General features: G+C 53.4%; 32 protein-coding genes and 1 other RNA gene. All 33 read left to right on the forward strand.

What is annotated here, in order from left to right; translation table 11 throughout:
- The first annotated feature begins 105 nt into the window (after window positions 1-105).
- Entirely contained in the window at window positions 106-321 is a 216-nt protein-coding gene (locus tag QZ375_RS07725) for a hypothetical protein (protein WP_276690050.1), read from the forward strand.
- Window positions 312-503: a hypothetical protein gene (locus QZ375_RS07730; protein WP_295217586.1), complete on the forward strand. Its 192-nt coding sequence runs from the start codon at window positions 312-314 to the stop codon at window positions 501-503. The genes QZ375_RS07725 and QZ375_RS07730 overlap by 10 nt, the downstream gene beginning before the upstream one ends.
- The gene (locus QZ375_RS07735) at window positions 500-736 is read left to right on the forward strand and encodes a helix-turn-helix transcriptional regulator (RefSeq protein WP_276690043.1); all 237 of its coding nucleotides are present in this window, start codon (window positions 500-502) and stop codon (window positions 734-736) included. The genes QZ375_RS07730 and QZ375_RS07735 overlap by 4 nt, the downstream gene beginning before the upstream one ends.
- Window positions 733-1,014, forward strand: a complete 282-nt coding sequence (locus tag QZ375_RS07740; RefSeq protein WP_295217589.1) for a hypothetical protein — start codon at window positions 733-735, stop codon at window positions 1,012-1,014. Before QZ375_RS07735 ends, QZ375_RS07740 begins: the two co-directional genes overlap by 4 nt.
- Entirely contained in the window at window positions 998-1,195 is a 198-nt protein-coding gene (locus QZ375_RS07745) for a hypothetical protein (RefSeq protein ID WP_276690037.1), read from the forward strand. Before QZ375_RS07740 ends, QZ375_RS07745 begins: the two co-directional genes overlap by 17 nt.
- A gap of 1 nt (window position 1,196) precedes the next feature.
- Window positions 1,197-1,266: hammerhead ribozyme type II (locus QZ375_RS07750), an RNA gene on the forward strand.
- Between the two features lie 10 nt (window positions 1,267-1,276).
- A complete protein-coding gene (locus QZ375_RS07755; protein WP_295217591.1) occupies window positions 1,277-3,271 on the forward strand; it encodes a Mu transposase C-terminal domain-containing protein in 1,995 nt (664 codons plus the stop codon).
- 3 nt (window positions 3,272-3,274) lie between these two features.
- Window positions 3,275-4,195: an AAA family ATPase gene (locus QZ375_RS07760; protein ID WP_295217594.1), complete on the forward strand. Its 921-nt coding sequence runs from the start codon at window positions 3,275-3,277 to the stop codon at window positions 4,193-4,195.
- A 3-nt stretch (window positions 4,196-4,198) separates the two neighbouring features.
- Complete coding sequence (locus QZ375_RS07765) at window positions 4,199-4,372, forward strand: hypothetical protein (RefSeq protein ID WP_295217596.1); 174 nt, start codon at window positions 4,199-4,201, stop codon at window positions 4,370-4,372.
- A 113-nt stretch (window positions 4,373-4,485) separates the two neighbouring features.
- A complete protein-coding gene (locus QZ375_RS07770; RefSeq protein WP_046436455.1) occupies window positions 4,486-4,785 on the forward strand; it encodes a hypothetical protein in 300 nt (99 codons plus the stop codon).
- 9 nt (window positions 4,786-4,794) lie between these two features.
- Window positions 4,795-5,190 carry a hypothetical protein gene (locus QZ375_RS07775; RefSeq protein ID WP_295217601.1) on the forward strand — a complete coding sequence of 132 codons (396 nt, stop codon included), beginning with the start codon at window positions 4,795-4,797 and terminating at the stop codon, window positions 5,188-5,190.
- Window positions 5,187-5,489 carry a hypothetical protein gene (locus tag QZ375_RS07780; protein ID WP_022409761.1) on the forward strand — a complete coding sequence of 101 codons (303 nt, stop codon included), beginning with the start codon at window positions 5,187-5,189 and terminating at the stop codon, window positions 5,487-5,489. The genes QZ375_RS07775 and QZ375_RS07780 overlap by 4 nt, the downstream gene beginning before the upstream one ends.
- Window positions 5,434-6,213 carry an ATP-binding protein gene (locus tag QZ375_RS07785; protein WP_295217604.1) on the forward strand — a complete coding sequence of 260 codons (780 nt, stop codon included), beginning with the start codon at window positions 5,434-5,436 and terminating at the stop codon, window positions 6,211-6,213. The genes QZ375_RS07780 and QZ375_RS07785 overlap by 56 nt, the downstream gene beginning before the upstream one ends.
- Window positions 6,214-6,218: 5 nt before the next feature.
- Entirely contained in the window at window positions 6,219-6,695 is a 477-nt protein-coding gene (locus tag QZ375_RS07790) for a regulatory protein GemA (protein ID WP_295217606.1), read from the forward strand.
- Window positions 6,682-6,978, forward strand: coding sequence for a Mor transcription activator family protein (locus tag QZ375_RS07795; RefSeq protein WP_295217608.1), 297 nt, complete (start codon window positions 6,682-6,684; stop codon window positions 6,976-6,978). The genes QZ375_RS07790 and QZ375_RS07795 overlap by 14 nt, the downstream gene beginning before the upstream one ends.
- 151 nt (window positions 6,979-7,129) lie before the next feature.
- Window positions 7,130-7,441, forward strand: a complete 312-nt coding sequence (locus QZ375_RS07800) for a hypothetical protein (RefSeq protein ID WP_021683414.1) — start codon at window positions 7,130-7,132, stop codon at window positions 7,439-7,441.
- 12 nt (window positions 7,442-7,453) lie between these two features.
- Window positions 7,454-7,783: a type VI secretion protein gene (locus tag QZ375_RS07805; protein WP_295217610.1), complete on the forward strand. Its 330-nt coding sequence runs from the start codon at window positions 7,454-7,456 to the stop codon at window positions 7,781-7,783.
- Window positions 7,784-7,791: 8 nt separating this feature from the next.
- Window positions 7,792-8,337: a phage protein Gp27 family protein gene (locus tag QZ375_RS07810; protein ID WP_021683416.1), complete on the forward strand. Its 546-nt coding sequence runs from the start codon at window positions 7,792-7,794 to the stop codon at window positions 8,335-8,337.
- Window positions 8,334-8,825, forward strand: coding sequence for a transcription termination/antitermination NusG family protein (locus QZ375_RS07815; protein ID WP_276689943.1), 492 nt, complete (start codon window positions 8,334-8,336; stop codon window positions 8,823-8,825). Before QZ375_RS07810 ends, QZ375_RS07815 begins: the two co-directional genes overlap by 4 nt.
- A 307-nt stretch (window positions 8,826-9,132) precedes the next feature.
- Entirely contained in the window at window positions 9,133-9,474 is a 342-nt protein-coding gene (locus QZ375_RS07820) for a hypothetical protein (RefSeq protein WP_295217611.1), read from the forward strand.
- Window positions 9,471-10,766, forward strand: coding sequence for a PBSX family phage terminase large subunit (locus QZ375_RS07825; RefSeq protein ID WP_295217614.1), 1,296 nt, complete (start codon window positions 9,471-9,473; stop codon window positions 10,764-10,766). Before QZ375_RS07820 ends, QZ375_RS07825 begins: the two co-directional genes overlap by 4 nt.
- Window positions 10,763-12,106 (forward strand): hypothetical protein, encoded by a 1,344-nt coding sequence (locus tag QZ375_RS07830; protein WP_295217616.1) that lies wholly within the window; start codon window positions 10,763-10,765, stop codon window positions 12,104-12,106. Before QZ375_RS07825 ends, QZ375_RS07830 begins: the two co-directional genes overlap by 4 nt.
- A complete protein-coding gene (locus QZ375_RS07835; RefSeq protein WP_295217618.1) occupies window positions 12,106-14,037 on the forward strand; it encodes a phage minor capsid protein in 1,932 nt (643 codons plus the stop codon). Before QZ375_RS07830 ends, QZ375_RS07835 begins: the two co-directional genes overlap by 1 nt.
- A gap of 1 nt (window position 14,038) precedes the next feature.
- The gene (locus QZ375_RS07840; protein WP_295217620.1) at window positions 14,039-14,209 is read left to right on the forward strand and encodes a hypothetical protein; all 171 of its coding nucleotides are present in this window, start codon (window positions 14,039-14,041) and stop codon (window positions 14,207-14,209) included.
- 120 nt (window positions 14,210-14,329) lie between these two features.
- A complete protein-coding gene (locus QZ375_RS07845; RefSeq protein WP_276689920.1) occupies window positions 14,330-14,863 on the forward strand; it encodes a phage scaffolding protein in 534 nt (177 codons plus the stop codon).
- A gap of 169 nt (window positions 14,864-15,032) precedes the next feature.
- The gene (locus QZ375_RS07850) at window positions 15,033-15,890 is read left to right on the forward strand and encodes a hypothetical protein (protein ID WP_295217624.1); all 858 of its coding nucleotides are present in this window, start codon (window positions 15,033-15,035) and stop codon (window positions 15,888-15,890) included.
- Between the two features lie 3 nt (window positions 15,891-15,893).
- Complete coding sequence (locus QZ375_RS07855; protein ID WP_295217626.1) at window positions 15,894-16,301, forward strand: hypothetical protein; 408 nt, start codon at window positions 15,894-15,896, stop codon at window positions 16,299-16,301.
- Between the two features lie 109 nt (window positions 16,302-16,410).
- Window positions 16,411-16,743: a hypothetical protein gene (locus QZ375_RS07860; protein WP_295217628.1), complete on the forward strand. Its 333-nt coding sequence runs from the start codon at window positions 16,411-16,413 to the stop codon at window positions 16,741-16,743.
- Window positions 16,740-17,069 carry a minor capsid protein gene (locus tag QZ375_RS07865; RefSeq protein WP_295217630.1) on the forward strand — a complete coding sequence of 110 codons (330 nt, stop codon included), beginning with the start codon at window positions 16,740-16,742 and terminating at the stop codon, window positions 17,067-17,069. Before QZ375_RS07860 ends, QZ375_RS07865 begins: the two co-directional genes overlap by 4 nt.
- A gap of 4 nt (window positions 17,070-17,073) precedes the next feature.
- Complete coding sequence (locus QZ375_RS07870) at window positions 17,074-17,514, forward strand: chloramphenicol resistance protein (RefSeq protein ID WP_295217632.1); 441 nt, start codon at window positions 17,074-17,076, stop codon at window positions 17,512-17,514.
- Entirely contained in the window at window positions 17,507-18,310 is an 804-nt protein-coding gene (locus QZ375_RS07875) for a hypothetical protein (RefSeq protein ID WP_295217634.1), read from the forward strand. Before QZ375_RS07870 ends, QZ375_RS07875 begins: the two co-directional genes overlap by 8 nt.
- Window positions 18,311-18,443: 133 nt before the next feature.
- Window positions 18,444-18,812 carry a DUF6673 family protein gene (locus QZ375_RS07880; RefSeq protein ID WP_295217636.1) on the forward strand — a complete coding sequence of 123 codons (369 nt, stop codon included), beginning with the start codon at window positions 18,444-18,446 and terminating at the stop codon, window positions 18,810-18,812.
- Window positions 18,809-19,375 carry a bacteriophage Gp15 family protein gene (locus QZ375_RS07885; protein WP_295217637.1) on the forward strand — a complete coding sequence of 189 codons (567 nt, stop codon included), beginning with the start codon at window positions 18,809-18,811 and terminating at the stop codon, window positions 19,373-19,375. The genes QZ375_RS07880 and QZ375_RS07885 overlap by 4 nt, the downstream gene beginning before the upstream one ends.
- Window positions 19,376-19,440 lie beyond the last annotated feature (65 nt).

The following is a 19,440-nucleotide window of genomic DNA, read 5'->3' on the forward strand; positions in this document are numbered from 1 at the left end:
GCTATCCCTCCTTTCCTGCTCCATTATAACACAATCCGGCAGGAAATACAACGGATTCGACAAGAATCGACAGAATATTATCACATTTTGAAAGGAGCGATTTTCATGTTACCGAGAATTTTACACACCTATTACTGTGTTACCACGACCTATTCGCCCACTGGAAAAACTGTCCGTCTGACAACGGTGCAGACCGGCGACAAGCCCAACAGCAGCTATTGTCTGGACGGGAAGCAGAACATCTATCGGGACTATTTCACCCAGCGGCTGATCGCAGAGCAGTTTGCCAAAGCCATGGGAGGCGATGCGACATGGTCGTGACCGAGAATCCCACGGCTTTGCAGATCGCTGCCAGTGCCAAATTTCACAGCACAGATGCGGCAAGCATCGGGTATCTGTATGACTGGTATGACGCTATCCCGGAGATGCTGGAAGCCAAGGAAGAACTGAAACAACGCATTCTGAAAACCAACGGCGTACACAGGAAGGATGATGAAAAATGACCCCAAAAACATTCGGTAAGCAGCTGCTGGAGATCCGCACCACGCTGGGATTGAGCCAGACGGAGGTTGCGGAGGCGGCAGAGGTATCCCAGAGCTATGTTTGTCAGCTGGAGCAGGACAAGTTTGTGCCGAGCATCACGGTGGTGCTGCGGCTGGCAAAGGCACTGCGTGTGCCGGTGGAGCGTCTGCTCCCCACAGAACCGGAAACGAAAAAGCGGAGGTATGCTTCATGAAAATCAAAATCGGAACGGTGATCGAGAATCACCTGATCTATGCCATTTACGGTACGGAGCACTGCCTTGCCAGACCGATCCTGCCGGACGGCGAATTCGTAGTCTGGCACATTGATGAGGACGGCAAGGGCGTGTGTGGCGGTGCGTATTTCCCCGATCAGATGGATGCAGAGTGGGAATATGCCAGCCGGTGCTTTCCGTGGTTTTCGGACAATGTGCTGTTTACCGCCAACGAGGACGATGACGAGGTGGAGGAAGCCGATGAAAAGACTGCATGAATGGGGCGGAGCACCGCCCAGACGGTCACAAAAGCTGCGGAAAACCGTGCGGCGAATGAAGAACTGCGGCTGTACAGACTGGGCGATCCTCCACGAGATCCGCACCAGCGACTGTTCCAGAACAGAGCAGAACAGACTGCTCCGAGAGTTGGGAATCTCCATAAGCCTAAGCGAAATGTAAAAGCCGAAACAGCGGCAGAGAGCCGCTGTCTGCCGGAGGTGGTCTACCGGTACTGAGGATGGCAGACCAGAAAGGAGTGCTATGGACTACATATCAGTAGAAGAAGCAGCAGTCTTGAAAAACTGTTCTGCAAGATATATCCAAAAACAGTGTAAAAACGGTGTTTTACCGGCAGTGGTGCAAGAACATCCGCAGAACCACAGAGCCTGTTATCAGATCCCGATCTCCGCATTTCCGGAGTCGTTACAAGCCAGATATTATCAGCAAAAGCGGCAGGCAATGGGAATGCTGCCGGAACCGATACCGACAGCGGAAACGCCGAAACAGAAAGCAAAAGTGGTGCGGCAGATGACCATTGAGGACTGCACTGCACAGCAGCGGCAGGAGGTTCAGATCTGGACAGCAATCCTGCGAGAGTGGCAAGCCGGACGAAAGGGGTACGCCAAAAAGACCGACTATGACAAGCTGTATGTGGGCAAGTGTCAGCTGGAACACCCTGACCTACAGATCTCCACGGGGATCCTGTACCGAAAATGGAAGGCATATCTGGAACATGATCTCGCCGGACTGCTGGGGATCCGAGGGGGCAGCAACAAAGGCAGCAGCGAGATTCCACAGCTGGTGTGGGAGGCGTTTCTGTGGTTCTGGCTGAGCGAGAACCAGCCCACGGTCTGTGCCAGCTATCGCAACACTATCACATGGACAGAGGACTTTCATCCGGAGCTGGTGGCTTGTATCCCATCGGAGCGAAGCTTTCGACGGCGGATCGACCGAGATGTGGCAGAGGCAACCAAAATTCTGATGCGTGAGGGCGAAAAGGCGTTTTCTGACCGATGTATGCCGTACATCATGCGAATGTACGACCAGCTGGAGCCGAACGATGTCTGGATCGCCGACAATCACACACTGGATATTCAGTCACTGGACGAAAACGGCACCATTCACCGCCTGTATCTGACCGCATTTCTGGATGCGAAGTCCGGTGTCATTACCGGCTGGAACGTGACGGAATCGCCGGATTCCCAGTCCACCATTCTGGCACTGCGGCACGGCATTCTGCGGTTCGGCATACCGAAAGCGGTGTACTTCGACAACGGTCGGGAATTTCTCACCCACGATGTGGGCGGAAAAGGGCACCGCACCCGAAGATCTGACCAGAACCGACCGGAGCCGCCCACCATTTTGCAGCGGCTGGGCATTGAGATGCACAACGCCATTGTGCGGAATGCAAAAGCAAAGCCTATTGAACGAACCTTTTACACGGTCAAGAGCCAGTTTTCCAAATCGTTCAGCGGATTTTGCGGCGGCACGATCTTAGAGCGTCCGGAAAGTCTGAAACGGCGGATCAAGAACAAAAAGCTCCCCCAGGACTATGAAGTCCGCAGTTATCTGAATGACTGGATCGACGGCGAGTACAATCTGGAGGAGTACGGCGGTTCTGAGGCAAAGTACCGGGGCATGAGCCGTCTGGATGTCTGGAACGGAGCGATCCGTTCGGTTCGCAAAGCGGCGGAGGCAGAGCTGAATCTCATGCTGATGCGATCCACCAGAACCCAGAAGATCAAGCGGAACGGTGTGTATATCACCTTTGCCGGCGAAAAGATCTGGTACATGAAACCGGAGGAAACTATTCTGCATCTGGGCGAAGAAGTCTATGTGCGGTATGATCCGGCAGATCTGAAAACCGTCCGGCTGTACAACACGAAAGACCAGTATTTGTTTACCTGGGAACTGGCAGACGCACTGATGCTGGATTATCTGACCTCTGATAAGATGGAAATTGCCAATGCAGAGCAGACGATTCGCCACACCAGAACGTTTGTACGGAATCAAGCCAAGGGTATCACGGCTGATCTGACCAATGCACAGCGGATCGACTATCTGGACGCTACGATCCGGAGAGCCGGAGAGGCAAGGAAGAAACATTTCCAGATCAGAATGCCCAAGACGATCGAACCGGTGCGAACCGGAGAACCGCTGGAGGAAAACCGCATGGTTTCCGGCAGCGAATTTCTCCCCGTGTCCATTGATCTGAAGAAAATGCAGCAAAATGCGAAAAAGCGAAAGGAAGAATAAGCGATGGAATACACAGAACATCAACAGAACCTGCTCCGGAAGCTGGAGCAGATGCAAAAGGACGAGGGTCTGAGTCTGAGTGCATTGTCTGCACGTCTGGGCATCTCCAAGGGAGCGATCTCCCAGTTATTCAGCGGCAGCTATCAGGCGAATCCGCAGAAGATGTTTGCCAAGCTGGAAAGCTATTTCGGCGTGAAGGAACAGGCAAAGCAGACCTATCAGGAATCCGGCTATGCAGATACCAGTATTTCTACAGAGATCTATGACATCATCGGTGTCTGCCAGATCAAGGGCGGTCTTGCCATTGCTGCCGGAGATGCCGGCATCGGAAAAACCAAGGCGGCACAGCACTTTGTGGCAGAACACCAGAACAACAGTGTTCTCATTACGCTGAATCCCTGCCTGACCAGCATCAAGTCCCTGCTGCGGCTGATTGCCGACCGCATCGGTGCTCCCATGGAGCGTTCCAGAGATGCCTTGTGGTATGCGATCCGGCAAAAGCTGAGTGACGGCACGGTGCTGATCTTCGATGAATCCCAGCACCTGCCGCTGAAAACCATTGAGGTGCTGCGGAGCTTCTCTGATGATTTTGCCGACCACGGGCAGACGCTGGGCATCTGCTTTATCGGGAACTTGGAAACGGTGACACGCATCGGCAGCAAGAAGGCAGAGTTTGCACAGATCGCCAACCGCACCAAGCAGAAGAAGCTGTACACCCGTTCCAAGATCCAGCGTGAGGACATTGCCAAGCTGTTCCCCATGCTGAACGGACGGGAAAAGGAACTGGATCTTCTGTATCGCATCGCACAGACACCGCAGGCACTCCGTGGCGTAGTCAATCTGTTTTCCAATGCCTATGACAACGAGGATTACAGCTATGAGGGACTGGTGGCAATGGCAAAGTACATGGATATGGAGGTATGACCGATGAAGAACGGCAAACGTCCCACCAAGGCACAGAAAAAGATCCTGTCATTCTACGGATTCCATCCGGAGGACTGGCTGATCTCCAAGAACACCAGCACGGAGCTGGTCATTCTCCACCGGTACACAGAACGCACCAGACATATCCCGAAGCATCGGGACACGGAAACCATATGACCCTATGAGAGGAATCTTTCCTCTCGCCTAATGCAGCCAAGGACGGTGACAAGCCCGTGAAAATGCAGAGTCGGCAATCTATTTACAATTCTTTACAAACGGAGGTATTTCTTATGGCAAAGGCAAAACTGACACTGAAACAGGAGGCGGATATGCTCTCCGCCGTCAATCAGATCAAGGAACTGGAAGCAGCCGGAAAGAAGCTGAAAAAAGAGGCGGACGAGCTGCGGAGCAAGGTCAAGGCGATGATGGACAAGAAGCAGCTGGAGGAAATGGAGGTAGGCACTTTTACCGTGCGGTACACCACAGTTGTCAGCAGCCGTTTCGACAGCCGTGCATTTCAGGAGACACACCAGTCCCTCTATGACCAGTACTGTGTGGCTTCGGAGAGCAAGCGGTTCACCATTTCGTGAGGTGCAGCAATGACGAAGGAACAATGGAAAACCGCAGAGCAGAACCTGCAATCATCCTACCGCATCGTAAAGCTACAGGCAGACGGCTACACGCTGTCTTTGCAGACACAGCGGTACAAGATGCAGCTGTGCATTGCAGTCTATGTTGACGGTGAAATTCAGGGAAAATGGCTGACGGAGGACTGTGAGATTCGCAGAAAGTTCTTCCAGAAGCACAAACACAGTATACTCACCCGAAAGGGGCAGGAAAAGCTGAAACGGGAACGGAAAGCCTTTCGGGAGGCGGTGCTTGCCAACAGTGTTTACTATAGCTATTCCCCTTATTGGAGTTCTTTCCGTTCTCTGAAACGACATCTGTGCCAGAACTGCACGGACATCACGTTGTATGAGGAGGCGGAAGCATGAGAAAACCAACAGACACCGGAAACCGCTGCTTCGACCAATTCTGGGCAGCGTATCCCCGAAAGGTGGGCAAGGAGAAAGCCAGACGGGCATTCGAGAAGATCCAGCCCAGCGAGACGGAATTGCAGCAGATGCTGGCGGAGCTGGAACGGCAGCGGAAGGTCTATCACTGGGGCAAAGAGAACTGGAAGTTCATTCCGCATCCTGCCACATGGCTGAATCAGAGAAGATGGGAGGATGAGACCATTGCCGCAGAAGATGACATTCCCGACGATGACCCCTACGGGGCTTTCGTATACTGATCTGATGCAGATGCGTGTGGATGCGTATAATGCACAGCCCGGCACGCTGACCGGCTATGACTGCAAGACGTGCCGCAACAAGGGCATGATTGCAGAGATCCGGGACGGCTATGAGGTCATGTGCCTGTGCAGCTGTATGAAAACCAGAGACACCCTGCGGCGGATCCATGAATCCGGTCTGGAATCCCTGCTCCGCATCTGCACCTTTCAGAACTACACCGCAGAGCAGCCATTCCAGCAGCATATTCTCCAATGTGCCAAAGCGTATTTGCAGGAGCGGCACAAGTGGTTCTATATCGGCGGTCAGACCGGCTGCGGCAAGACACACATCTGCACTGCCATTGTGGGCGGCATGATCCGGAACGGGTTTTCGGTACGGTACATGGTGTGGCGTGAAGCGTCCAATCAGCTGAAAGCTGCTCTGACGGACGGCAGCTATGCCGCACAGATCGCCGCATACAAGGAAGCCGATGTGCTGTACATAGATGATCTATTCAAGACCAGCAGCACCGCAGAGGTATCCGGTGCAGATGTGCGTCTGGCATTTGAGATACTGGACTATCGTGCCAGAAATCAGATGCTGACGATCCTCTCCACGGAATGGCTTTTGCCCCAGCTACGGCAAATTGACGGAGCCATTGGCGGCAGGATCATACAGATGTCCAGAGGATATGCGTTTGAGATCCGACCGGACAACCAGAAAGACTATCGGCTGAGGAAGTGAAGCATATGGCAAAAGGACAAACCCAGACACTGTACAGCCTTGCTGCTGTGCTGGGGCTGGTGGAATCCGGCAACAAGGAAGACCCGTTTCACATGATCGTCTACCGCATGAGCGGAAAATCCTCTGTCCGGGAACTCACCCCACAGGAGGCGGCAGCGGTGGAGGCAGAGCTGCGGCGGCAGCTGAAAGAGCAGTATCCGAGAAAGCGACCGCCAGCACCGGTGTATCCGGGGAAAATGACAGCCGGACAAAAGGCGTATGCCTGGCGGCTGCTGTATGATCTGGCAAAGCTCTCGCCCTCTGATGTTCCTGTCGGCGAACGCATGGCAGGCATCGTCCGAAAGGTATTGCAGGAAGACCCCTGCCCTGGTCACCCTCTGAACTGGGTCAAACGGGCGGACGGGGCGAAACTGATCGAGGCACTGAAACGGTATCTGCGAAACGCAAAACGAAAGGCGGCAAAAGCACATGACTCTGGATAAACTGACCATAGACCAGCTGCACGGCAGCCAGCTGGAAATTGCGGAGGTCATCGGCATCGAAGCCTATCGGAAGCTGGTCGCCAGCTACGGCGGCAGCAGCATCTATATCAGCAAGGCGGATTCCGTGCTGAATGGGTTAAGAGATGCGGAGATCTTCCGCCAGTTCGACGGCTCCAATTATCTGGAACTGGCACACGCATTCAATCTGGCGGAGAACACCATTCGGGACATCATCTACCGCCAGAGCAACGAACAGGAAGCACACCAGATGACGTTCTTCTAAGAATCCCTCCGGCACTTTGTGCCACAAGGGAGGCATAGCAAAATTCATTGAAATTCCTGAAAAATCTGCCTTATTTGCAGCACCATTCTTTTCTGTGCTATCATTACAGTAGAAGTAATGATAGCACTTTTCTTTTTGGGGAGGGAATGCAGTGACACAGGAACTGATCCTGTTTATCATCACCACGGTGATCACCGTGATCCTTGGGATCATCGGCTATTTTCTGAAACGCACCATGGATCGCAATGACAAAAACGAAATGGCAGTGCAGGAGCTGCGTGACAATCTGTTGACGCTGTCGGACAAGTACGCCACCAAGGCAGAGATCCGGGAGATCAAGGCATCTATGGAAAAATTGTCGGAGAACATCGACTACATCAAGGAACACACCACCAAGAACGAGGATTTTATCCGCACCATGGCAAGGCTGGAAAGCAAGATCGACAGCTATTGCAGCAAGTAAGGAGGAACGGCATTGGAGCAGGCAGAAATGATAGAGCGAATTCGGCAGAAGGCATTTTTCAAGAACAACGGCATGGTCTTGAAAGCCGTGAATCTGCTGCGTGACAAGTTTGTTGTACTGACGGACATCCGCTATGCACTGGAACCCAGCATGACGGAGGCGGAATTCCGGGACAGTATCAACTATCTGACGGAATCCGGATATATCCGGCTGCGGCACATGGATTCCAAAACAGACACTACACTGGCAGACACGGCAATGGAGCAGCTGGAAGCCAAGGTATCGGCGGACGGTATCAAGATCATTGCCTGTGTCCGCAAGGACGAATGTATTGACGTGTGAGGTGCTGCATGGGACGCAGAAAGCATTCTAAGATCGACAATCTGGAACCGGCAGTCAAAGAGACCGTAGACGAGATGATCAAGACCGGTGCCTATTACCGGGAGATCGTGGACTATATCCAGTCCCACGGCGTGAGCATCTCTCTGGCAGCGGTGGGAAAATATGCGAAAAATCTCATGAGTACGCTGGACGCACTGCGGCTCAGTCAGGAAAACTTCCGGGCGATTATGGAAGAAACCGACCGCTATCCGGATCTGGACATGACAGACGGCATTCTCCGCCTGCTCTGCAATCAGATGCTGGATGCCATCAACAAGCTGCCGGAGGAACGGCTGTCGGAGATCGACTTTGACACCCTGTCCAAAAATGCCGTGGCACTCACCCGTGCGGTGGCATACAAGAAAAATGTGGACACCAAGACACGGGATCTGCTGGAGAATGGTGCAGAGCAGTTCAAGGATCTGATCTATGAAGCCATGGCGGCAGAACGACCGGATCTGTACAAGGAAGTCAAGAAGTTTATCAAATCCAAAGCCAAGGAGGGAAAGGCATGAGTATGTATGTGGTGCAGGTGAAGCCTGGCACAGATCTGCAAGTGGCTGTGCTGCTGCGGAAAAGAGGGCATCTGGTACGCTGTCCCCAGCGAACCATGGAAATCCGGAAGAATGGGAAATGGAACAGCATCACAGAACCAGTCTTTCCTGGCTATCTGTTTCTGGAGGAGGAAATCGACCGCCAGAAATATGACAGCGTGGTACAGTCAGACGGCGTGATCGGATTTCTGAAAGTGTCCGGCTGTACGCTGGGCAAGCTGCAACCCCACGAGGAAGCATATATCCGGTGGCTCTGGAACGGCGGCAAGCCCATTGCCCCGTCCCGTATCTACACCACATTGCAGGGGGACAAGATGGTCTTGTCCGGCGTGCTCCGGGAATACTGGGACAATGTGGTGCGGCTGGATCTCCGGCAGCGGCGTGCCCGTGTACGGCTCTCCATCTGCGGACATGACTACACGGTCACACTGCCGGTAATCGGCATTTAAGAGCGTGTGTGAAACAAATCAGTATGCCTGTCGCTGCTGTGGTCGATTCGTCCCACAGGGTGCGGTATATGGTATAAAGGCAATACTTCTTGCAGCTCTTTGTGCGGTATTGCCTGAACCCCGAACGGAACTTTTCCAAAAAGATTCCGAATGGCGAAGCATACCCTGTTTAAGAACGTTCAGATGGCGTTTAGAATCGTTTGAAGATTTTTCTGCGAAAAACAACACCCAAAAAGAATACACGCAATATACGGGCGTACAGCGTCCGTATTTTTTTGACCATTTTTTCTGAAAGGAGTGACTGCAAATGAACAGCCGAAAGAAAAAGAGTATCCACCAGCTGGCGGACGGTATCCTGCAATTTGAGGACAAGCGGAGATCCATTCCGCAAGCGGACTTTACCGATTTGCAGACGTTCCTCTCTGCCTACCTGAATACCCCGGAGCCGAAGAAGCGGAAAAAGCTGGCGGAGGAATTCCGGAAACGGCACATGGAGCTATACGAGTTCCTGCAAAGCAATCCGGAGCTGATCCGGGCAGAGACCAAGATCACCGCCACCCTACAGGCGGCGGCATCCGGAGCATCCGAAGAAGAGGACAACGGACAGATCACCAATCTGTTTGAGAAATTGCAGGAGGGACTGGCATGATCTATCAGACTTTTTCTCCCAAGCAGATACAAGCCATGCTCTGGTGGGCAATGCCGAAATTCCGGCAGTATGATGCCATCATCTGTGACGGCTCTGTCCGTTCCGGCAAGACCATGGCAATGAGCATCGGCTATCTGCTGTGGAGTATGCGGAGCTTTGACCATGAGACATTTGCCTTTTGCGGCAAGACCATTGACAGCCTGAAACGCAATGTGGTCACGCCGATCCAGAAGTGGATGGCAGGCGTGATGCAGCCGAAGATCAACCTGTCCAAGAACTATATGGACGTAGAATGGCAGGGACACCACAACCGCTATTATTTTTTCGGCGGCAAGGACGAAAGCAGCTATGCACTGATTCAGGGTATCACCCTTGCCGGTGTCCTGCTGGACGAGGTGGCACTGATGCCCCGTTCCTTTGTGGATCAGGCAACGGCGAGATGCTCTGTCACCGGCTCGAAGATCTGGATGAACTGCAACCCAGACGGCAGCGAGGAACACTGGCTGTACAAGGAATGGATCGACAGCGTACACGGGAAAGCCGGTGAAAAGAACCGGCTGCATCTGCACTTTACCATGGAAGACAACTACGCCCTTTCCGAATCTGTCCGCAAGCGGTATGAGCGAATGTTCTCCGGTGTGTTCTATGACCGCTATGTCCTGGGCAAGTGGGTCATGGCGGACGGTCTGGTGTATCCCCAGTTTCAGAAGCTGCGGCACGTCATTCCGGACACCATGCCGGACGTGCATTCCGGCGAGTTCTATCTCAGCTGTGACTACGGCACACTGAACCCGACCTCTGTCGGCTTATGGCACTTGTCGGCGGACGGCTATGCCACCCGACTGCGGGAGTACTATTATGATGCCCGAAAAGAGGGACATTCCCGAACAGACGAGGAACACTATGCGGCTCTGGAACAGCTTGCCGGAGATATTGCCCCCTATGTGCGGTATGTGATCGCAGACCCGTCGGCTGCCAGCTTTATCGAGTGTATCCGGCGGCATGGTGTCTTTCGGGTGCGGAAAGCCAACAACAGCGTCTTAGACGGCATTCGTGACACGTCCACGCTGCTGCAAGCCGGACGCATTCATATCTGTGAAGGCTGTACGGATATTATCCGGGAGTTCGGACTGTACTGCTGGGACAATCAAGCCAAAGGGAAAGATGCTGTGGTCAAGACCAACGACCACGCCATGGACGATATGCGGTATTTCGTCCGGACGGCGATGCAGCGGACGCTGCGGGAATACCGGATGCCGCCGGCAGATGACAACGAGGAGGTGATGCCATGATCGATGCAACACAGATCGCCGCAGCCATGCAGGTGCCCTGCCTGCTCAGCGGCGACATGATACAGCAGATGCAGCTGTGGGAGGAATTATATCTGAACCGTGCCGGCTGGATCCGGAACCGCATTCGTTCCTGTCACATTCCGGCGAATATCGCACAGGAGCTGAAACGGCTGACACTGACGGAATTTTCCGCCACGGTACACGATGGGGCAGAACTGGAACAGGCAGTCAGCCGTGTGCTGCCGAAGCTGCGGCGGAAAATGGACTTCGGGCTTGCCATTGGCGGCTTGCTGCTGAAACCCTATTTCACGGCACAGGGCGTTTCGGTGGACATTGTGCCGCAGAACGCCTATCTTCCGGTGAACTACACGGACGATTCCTGCGATGCGGTAGTGTGTCCGGAAGAGATCTCTATTGGCAAGAACTATTACACCCGTCTGGAGCTGCACGTCTATTCCCAGGTGCGGCAGACACATACCATTCAGAACCGCTGTTTCTGTTCTGCCAGTCCAGGAACACTGGGCACAGAGTGCAGTCTGGATGCAGTGCCGCAGTGGGCGGATGTATTGCCGGAAAAGGTGTATGAAAACGTACAGCGTCCGCTGTTTGCCATTTTTCAGACACCGGATTCCAACAACATCGACCCCACTTCACCGCTGGGCGTTTCGGTCTTTGCGGATGCCGTGGACTTTATCCGGGATGCGGATGAGCACTGGGAACGGATTCTGTGGGAACTGGAATCGTCCGAACGTGCCATTGATGCCACCGAAGATCTGTTCCGGTACAAGGACGGCAAGCCGGTACTGCCCAAGGGCAGAGAGCGGATGTTCCGCAGCTATGAGAAAACGGACGGGCAGTCCTTTATCAATACCTTTTCTCCGGAAGTCCGGGACACTGCCTATTTCCATGCGTTCAATCAGATTTTGCGGCGGATCGAGAATGCGGTGGGGCTTTCCTACGGCACACTCTCCGAAGTATCCGATGTGGAGAAAACCGCAGAGGAAGTGCGGAGTTCCAAGCAGCGGAGCTTTTCCAGAGTGAAAGACATTCAGGAGAACCTGCGGAACGCACTGGAACAGATGCTCTATGGAATGCAGTTCTATCAGGACTACTACCGCAGTCAGAGCAGTCCGCCGGTCAAGGCAACCTTTGCCTTCGGGGACGGTGTGCTGGAAGATCCGGACGTGGAGTATCAGCGGCGTGTGCAAATGGTACGGGACGGACTTCTGAAACCGTCTCTGTTTCTGGCGTGGTACTTCGACTGCTCCGAGGAAAAGGCGGCGAAGATGATGCCGGAGCGACAGGATGATGGTGGTTTATTTTCCGGTGGTGAGATCTGATGCAGAATTATGAGCCGGATGTGACTCAGCTGCTGGGGCTGTATCAGCAGCTGGAAGATGATATTGTGGCAGATATGGTGCGGCGGATGCTGCGTATGGGGTTTGTGTCGGAAACCACCGCCTATCAGGCAGAGGTACTGCAATCTGCCGGTATCCTGTATGAGGACATTTTGCAGATGATCGCAGACCGGACAGATGCCAGTGTGGCACAGGTTCGGGCGATGTTTGAGGATGCCGGTGTGCGGACGGTGGAGATCGACAACGACACCCACGAAGCAGCCGGCGAAGCTCCGGCGGACATCCGGCAGGACGGCGGCATGAAGCAGGTGCTGGATGCCGGATACCGGAAAACACTGGGAACCATGCGGAATCTGGTCAGCACCACGGCGAACACCACGCAGACTGCTTTCCTGCAAGCCTGTGACCGGGCGTATATGCAGGTGTCCTCCGGAGCGTTCAGCTATCAGGAAGCGATCCGCATGGCGGTGCGAGATCTGGCGGACGGCGGTGCTTACATCACCTATCCCACCGGACACCGTGACCGCATTGATGTTGCGGTGCGGCGGTGCATCTTGACGGGCGTGGGACAGACTGCGGCGGCAGTGGCAAAGAAACGTGCGGAGGATTCGAGCTGTCAGTACATGGAACTGACGGCACACGGCGGAGCAAGACCGGAGCACGCCAGATGGCAGGGGCAGCTTGTCCAGATACAGGGCAAACGCACCAGGAAGATCATTGACGGGCTGAAAGTCTTTACCCTGCAAGAAATCGGCTATGGGGACGGCAGAGGCTTCAAGGGCTGGAACTGCCGGCACAACTGGCACCCGTATTATCCGGGACTGTCCACGCCGAACTACACGCCGGAGGAGATCGCCAAACTGGACGAAAAGAGCATTTCTTACAATGGCGAGAAGTACACAGAGTATGAGATCAGCCAGATGCAGCGAAAGGGCGAGCGGAAGGTCAGAGCACTAAAGCGGCGTGCGGCGGCATTGGACGAAGCGGCAAAGAACACCGATGATCCAGCGTTAAAACAGGGTTTGAACGATGATTTTGCAGCGGTTTCTGTGCGTTTGAAAGATGCGGAAAAAACGCTGCAAGACTTCTGCCGCCAGACCGGACGGCGGAACGATACGTTCCGGTCACAGGTCAATGGGTTCGGACGGAGTGTTTCGCAGAGGGCGGTGCAGGCGGCGAAACGGCAGCAGACAGCAAGCCAGACTGCCGGAAATATTCCCAGCGGTCACGCTGTGGAAGTCACATCACCTACGCCAAAGGATAATGGCGGTACGGGAAAGACGTATCAGGCGGAGAAGATCGGCGGAAAAACGTTGACTTCTGGCGGTGACGGTGGTATAATAAAAGAACAGGAACGAATGCAAAGTTCTTCGGATTATGCTGTTCCAAAAGATCTGGTAAAAAGCAGAGAGTTCAGGAGCAAGTTTGATTCCATGGATTCAGATAAAAAAATTCAGCGGCAGTATTATCAGGTTGCTAAGAAAATGCTGAACCATCGTTCCGGCACAAACGGTGAAGACCTGTACTTCTACAATACCAGAACGAAGAAATGGTATTCCTCAACAACAGGAACGCAAGCCGGAACGCCGGACTATACGGAAGAAATCCGCAGAGCGTTGCAAGAATCTGAAAAAGATGAAATCGTTTCGTTCCATAACCACCCACTTGGTATGCCGCCCAGTGACGGAGATCTGAACGCTGCATTGAAAAATGGGTATCAAAAGGGTTATACAATCGGACATGACGGTACAGTATTTGAATATACAGCACCAAAAGAATTTATACCACCCAGTATGTATGATGCAAAAAGAGCAAAATATACAAAAAAAGGTTGCTCGGAATTTGAAGCACAATTGAACACATTGCTGGAGTTGAAAGAATTGTTTCAATTTGATTTTAGGGAGGTAAAATAAAGTGGATAATAATGAAAAGTATCGTTGCAGAGAAAGCGACGGCGAAGATAGAGAATCGCTGAAAAAACGATATGCCGGAAAAACTGTTGAAGAATTGGATGCGGAATTTGAAAAACTGAAAAAAGAATTTCTTGAAACGCATAAAGAACTGCAACAAGGATTGAATTCTTAGCCAAAACCAAACACCACGAAAAGCATCTCAACCGAGGTGCTTTTTTCTATGCCAAAAAGCGAAATGAGCATCTCAGACGAGGTGCTTTTTTCATACATTTTTTGAAAAGGAGTTATCCCTATGATCGATGAGAAATTTCTGGAGGGCATCGGCATCACCGACAAGGACACCGTGCAGAAGATCACGGAAGCCTATGCCGCAGACATCAAGGCGGAGCAGGACGCTGCCGCCGCCGTGCAGACGCAGCTGGACGAAGCCAGCAAGACCATTCAGTCCTACAAGGACATGGACATTGATGGCATCAAGGCAAGCGTGGAGGACTACAAGCAGAAGCTGGAACAGTCCGAGGCAGACCGTGCCGCATTTGAGTACCGCACCAAGCTGTCCCAGTATGTCAAGGGATTGCAGCTGAAAAATGACGTGTACGAGAAGTATGTCACCGATCTGCTGACTTCCAAGGAACTGAAATTCGACGGCGACAAGCTGATCGGGGCGGACGATGTGGTGCAGCAGTTCCGCACTGCCCATGCAGACGCATTCGCCCCGAATCCGGGAGAACGTGCCGCTGTTCCCACTTCCGGCGGTCTGCCCAGTGCCATGAACGGCGTGGAAGCTGCGTTTTATGGCATGAATCCGAGTTTGAAGAAGTCCTAACCCCTCAGTCAGTGCTACGCACTGCCAGCTTCCCTAAAGGGGAGCCTATAGAGAGGTGTTACCCCACCGTCTGCCCTACGGGCATCCACCTCAGCACAAGGCACGCCCTACGGGTGCCCTTTCAGGGGAGCCTATCAGGTAAGTTATTTTTATTTATGGAGGAAAAGTTATGGCACATATTGCACAGGAACGATATTCGACACTGGTGGACGAGAAGCTGCGGTATACGCTGGTCACCAAGGACAATCTGATCTTCAATCCCCGTTACGAGGGAAATCCCAAGGCAGGCAAGGTCAAGGTGCCGGTGCGTGATACCGAGGTAGAGGTCAAGAAGTATGACAAGCAGACAGGTGCTGCGATCTCTGCCGGTTCTACCACCTATTTTGACATCAACATCGACATTGACGAGGCGGTCAACGAGATGATCGACGGCTATGACGCTGCCAGCGTGCCGGACGGCATCACCGCAGAACGTCTGGACAGTGCCGGCTATTCTCTGGGTCTGTCTATGGACACCAGATCTATCCGTGCTCTGGAGGAAACCACCGGCATTACGGTGGCAGCGTCCAAGACTGCCTGCACCGACAGCACGGCATACAAGCAGGTGCTGGCGGCAAAGCGTGTGCAGTCCCGTATGGGTGTTCCCAACGACGGCAAACGCTGGCTGCTGGCATCGCCAGAATTCATGGAAGTGCTGCTGACAGACGACCGTTTTGTCAAGCAGGGTGACCTGTCCCAGGAACTGGTGCAGTCCGGCGTGGTGGGCAGGATCGCCGGCTACAACGTATTTGAGACCAACAACACCATGTTTGAGGACAGCCAGCTGGTATCCGGCAAGAAAACCACCACGGAATTCATCTGCGGTCACCCGAACTGGTGCCACCGCGTGCAGGAGTGGTCTGTTCCGGTCGCTATCAAGAACCTGACCAACGAGTATATCGGTTCTTCTGCGGTACAGGGCAGAAAGGTCTACGGCATCGGTATTTCCAAGCCGCAGACGGTCTATGTCAAGAGAGTGGAGGCGTAAGGCATGGCATATGCTGATTTTCCGTACTACCAGGATTTTTATCTTGGCGGTATGATACGGGATCCGACCGCATTCGGTCGGGCGGCAGAACGGGCAAGCGAGTATCTGGACATGGTGACATTCGGGCGGCTGATGGACGGTGTGCCGCAGCCATGGGAAGACCGTGTCCGGCGGTGCTGCTGTGCATTGGCGGAAGCGATCGTCACCTATCAGGCATACGGCACAGGCGGTGCAGAGGGCAGCGGTCTGAAAACGGCGGAGACCATCGGAGCGTACAGCGTCAGCTACGCTACCCCGACAGAAAGCATCGCCGCCCTGTTAAGCGGCGATACTGCCGGTTTGCAGGACTATCTCCGGAGCATCTGTATCCGGTATCTGGGCGGTTCCGGGCTGATGTATCGAGGGGTGTGAAACTCCTCAGTCACTTCGTGACAGCTCCTCTGGGAGAGAAGCCTTTATCCCTCCGGCACTTCGTGCCACCTCCCTTTTCAAGGGAGGCTGATTAGAAAGGAATTTTTCGATGTACACGAACAAAATCGGCTGCACGGTATTTGCGAGAACAGTGGGAAAAGACCGCATGGAGCAGTATGTGCGGCACTTCTTCCCTGCGGTCTACTGGGAGGACATGAAAGGACAGAGCCAGAGCGGTACGTCTATGAAACAGCAGGACAGCGTGTTGTGTATCATTCCGGCGGCAGCGGTTTCCGGCTATCTGCCGAAACGGAGCGACCGGATCTTCTGCGGCAGATGCACCGCCGCAGAACCACCGGAGGAATGCCGGACGGTCATGGAAGTGAAAGATTTTCGCTATGGCTCTGCCGGTGTGCAGCACATCGAGGTGACGGCGGTATGATCCTAACAGTAAAGATCAATTTCAATACCAAGCAGCTTCACGCAAAATCGGCAGCCCTGAAACAGCAGGCACAGGAATTTGTGGGCAATGAGCTGCTGCGGAAATGTGACCCCTATGTGCCGTTTGACACCGGTATGCTCCGGGATTCCGGCATCTCCCACAGCAAGCCGGCGGAAGGGTATCTGCTATGGAAAACACCCTATGCGGCGGTGCAGTGGTATGCCGGCGTTTCCCGTGGGCTGCGTGGGAAAAAGTGGGCACTTCGGGCGTGGGCAGACCACGGCAAGCTCATTCTGAAAAACGCCCGTATCCTTGCAAAGGGGTGATAGAATGGCAATCATTTCAGCGATCCGGGAGTATATCGCCGAATGCCCTTTGCTCCATGACGGAGCGATCTTAGGCGTAGACCAGCTGGAGGCGGACACCATCGGCTATACTGTGGACACTACACCATGTGAACCAGTGGTGCAGAAGTACACGGACGGCAGCGACAAGCGGCAGTTTCTGTTCGTCTTTGCCAGCCGGGAGAAGTACGGGGAAAGAGTGCTGGAGAACATCGCCAATTCCGGTTTCTACGAGGACTTTGCGGACTGGATCGAGCGGAACAACTGGCAGGGTATCTTTCCGGAACTGGGCGACTATCGGACACCATACCGCATGGACATTGTTTCCAGCGGCTATGCCTATGACACCGGCGATGATACGGCTCGCTATCAGATCCAATTACGACTGATGTATTATCAGGACAGGAGGTATTTTACACATGGGTAAGAATTTGAAAAACGCAGACCTTGTGCTGCGTACCGGCAAGGTGGCTTTTTATCATGTGCTGGGACAGAGCGTCTATACACGCATGGAGGGCTTCACCGGTCTCTCCACGTCCAAAAATCCCACAGAGTATAATCGGCAGTATGTGGACGAGGATTTCAAACGAACGGATATTACCGGCTATAACACTGCCATTGCTTATGCAATGGATCGCCACAAAAAGCATCCTGTGACGGATGACATTATCAACATTCACGAGAACGAGCTGCTGGGACAGGATGCGGTGCGTTCTATCATCAATGTGGATATGACCACAGCACAGCAAGGGGGCAACGGCATCTGGTCGGCATCGGCAAAGATGCGTGACTATGCGGTCATTCCGGATGCAGACGGCGACACCACAGACTGCATGACCTATTCCGGCAACTTTAAGACAAGGGGCGAAATGGAAGATGTCACGGTGTTCAGCACTGATGATTTTCAGACCATTACACTTTCCACCAACACCAAGCCGGTACTGAAAACGCTGTCTGTTTCTTACGGCAGTGAAAATCTGCTGAAACCCACATTCAAGTCCGACATTACGGAGTACACGGTCAGCAAGATCGGTTCTCTGAGTGTATATGCAACAGCGGAGAGCAATACGTTTAGCATTACGGTTTCCTGCAACGGAAAGTCTTCGTCCATTACCACTGCTGGTGTGGCATTTACCGTCAAGGAAGGCGACTATATCTACATTACTGTTACAAACGGTGCACTGGGTTCTAATACCTATGCCGTTAAGTGCAGTGCTTCGTAATACCCCTCAGTTAATGTTATGCACTAACAACTCAGCACAAAGCAAGCTTTTTAGAGGAATTACCCCTCAGTCAGCCTACGGCTGCCAGCTTCCCTTTCAGGGGAGCCTAAAATGTGTTTTTATGGAGGAATGAATGATGAAAGATGATCTGACGATCTGGCATATCCACGGACTGGAGCTGCCGCTGGACATTGAGGAAGCGGACACCGTGGAAAAGTATGAAGCTGCTCTGGCACAGCTGGAGCAGAATATGCCGGCGGACAAGTCCGGCGGTACTGCGGCATATATCCGTGCGTACTGCAAGGCGTTTCGCACGCTATATGATACCCTGTTCGGCGATGGCACGGCGGAGCAGATCTTTTCCGGGATTTCGGACAATGCACGGCAGTATACCGCAGTGTACGGCGAATTTCTGACCTTTGTGGCAAAACAGGCGGCACAGGCACAGGAAGCACAAAGACAGCTGCAAAAGAAATACCTGCCCAAAGGCGGCAGACGATGAATCTGCTGTACGATGCCCTGCCGGACACGGTGACGGTAGACGGCAAGGCGTACCGGATCTACACCGACTTTCGGGACTGGCTGCGGTTCTACGATATGCAGGAGGACGATGGTCTTTCCAAACGGGAAAAGCTGCTGCTGATGCTGGAATGGTACATCGACAAGCCACCGCTCTCCTGTCTGGAGGAGGCCCTGGAAGCTCTCATTGGGTTTGCGACACGCTCCGAGGAGCAGCCGGAACAGCGGCAGGAGCATTCCGGACGCAAAACCACTGACCGGGTGCTGTCATGGCAGTATGATGCAGCCTATGTGTATGCGGCGTTCCTGTCGGTCTATCACATGGACTTGCAGCAGGTGGAGCAGATGCACTGGCATCTGTTTCTGGGGCTGTTTGATGCCCTTCCGGACGAAACACCCATTAAGCAGCGGATGGGATACCGCAGTGTGAATCTGGCGGAGATCAAGGACAAGAACGAACGGCTGCGGATCCGGAAGATTCAGGATCGCATCCGCATTCCGCAGCCGGAGCTGGACGGCTATCAATGCGGTGCGTTTTTCGGATAGATAAATCCTGTTTTAGAGCCTGTTCAGTATCTTTACACCAAGTTCTAAAAGAAGTATAATAAAAA

Origin of the sequence: Ruminococcus sp., from assembly GCF_019417665.1 — a bacterium.
Classification (GTDB): Bacteria; Bacillota; Clostridia; order Oscillospirales; family Ruminococcaceae; genus Ruminococcus_C.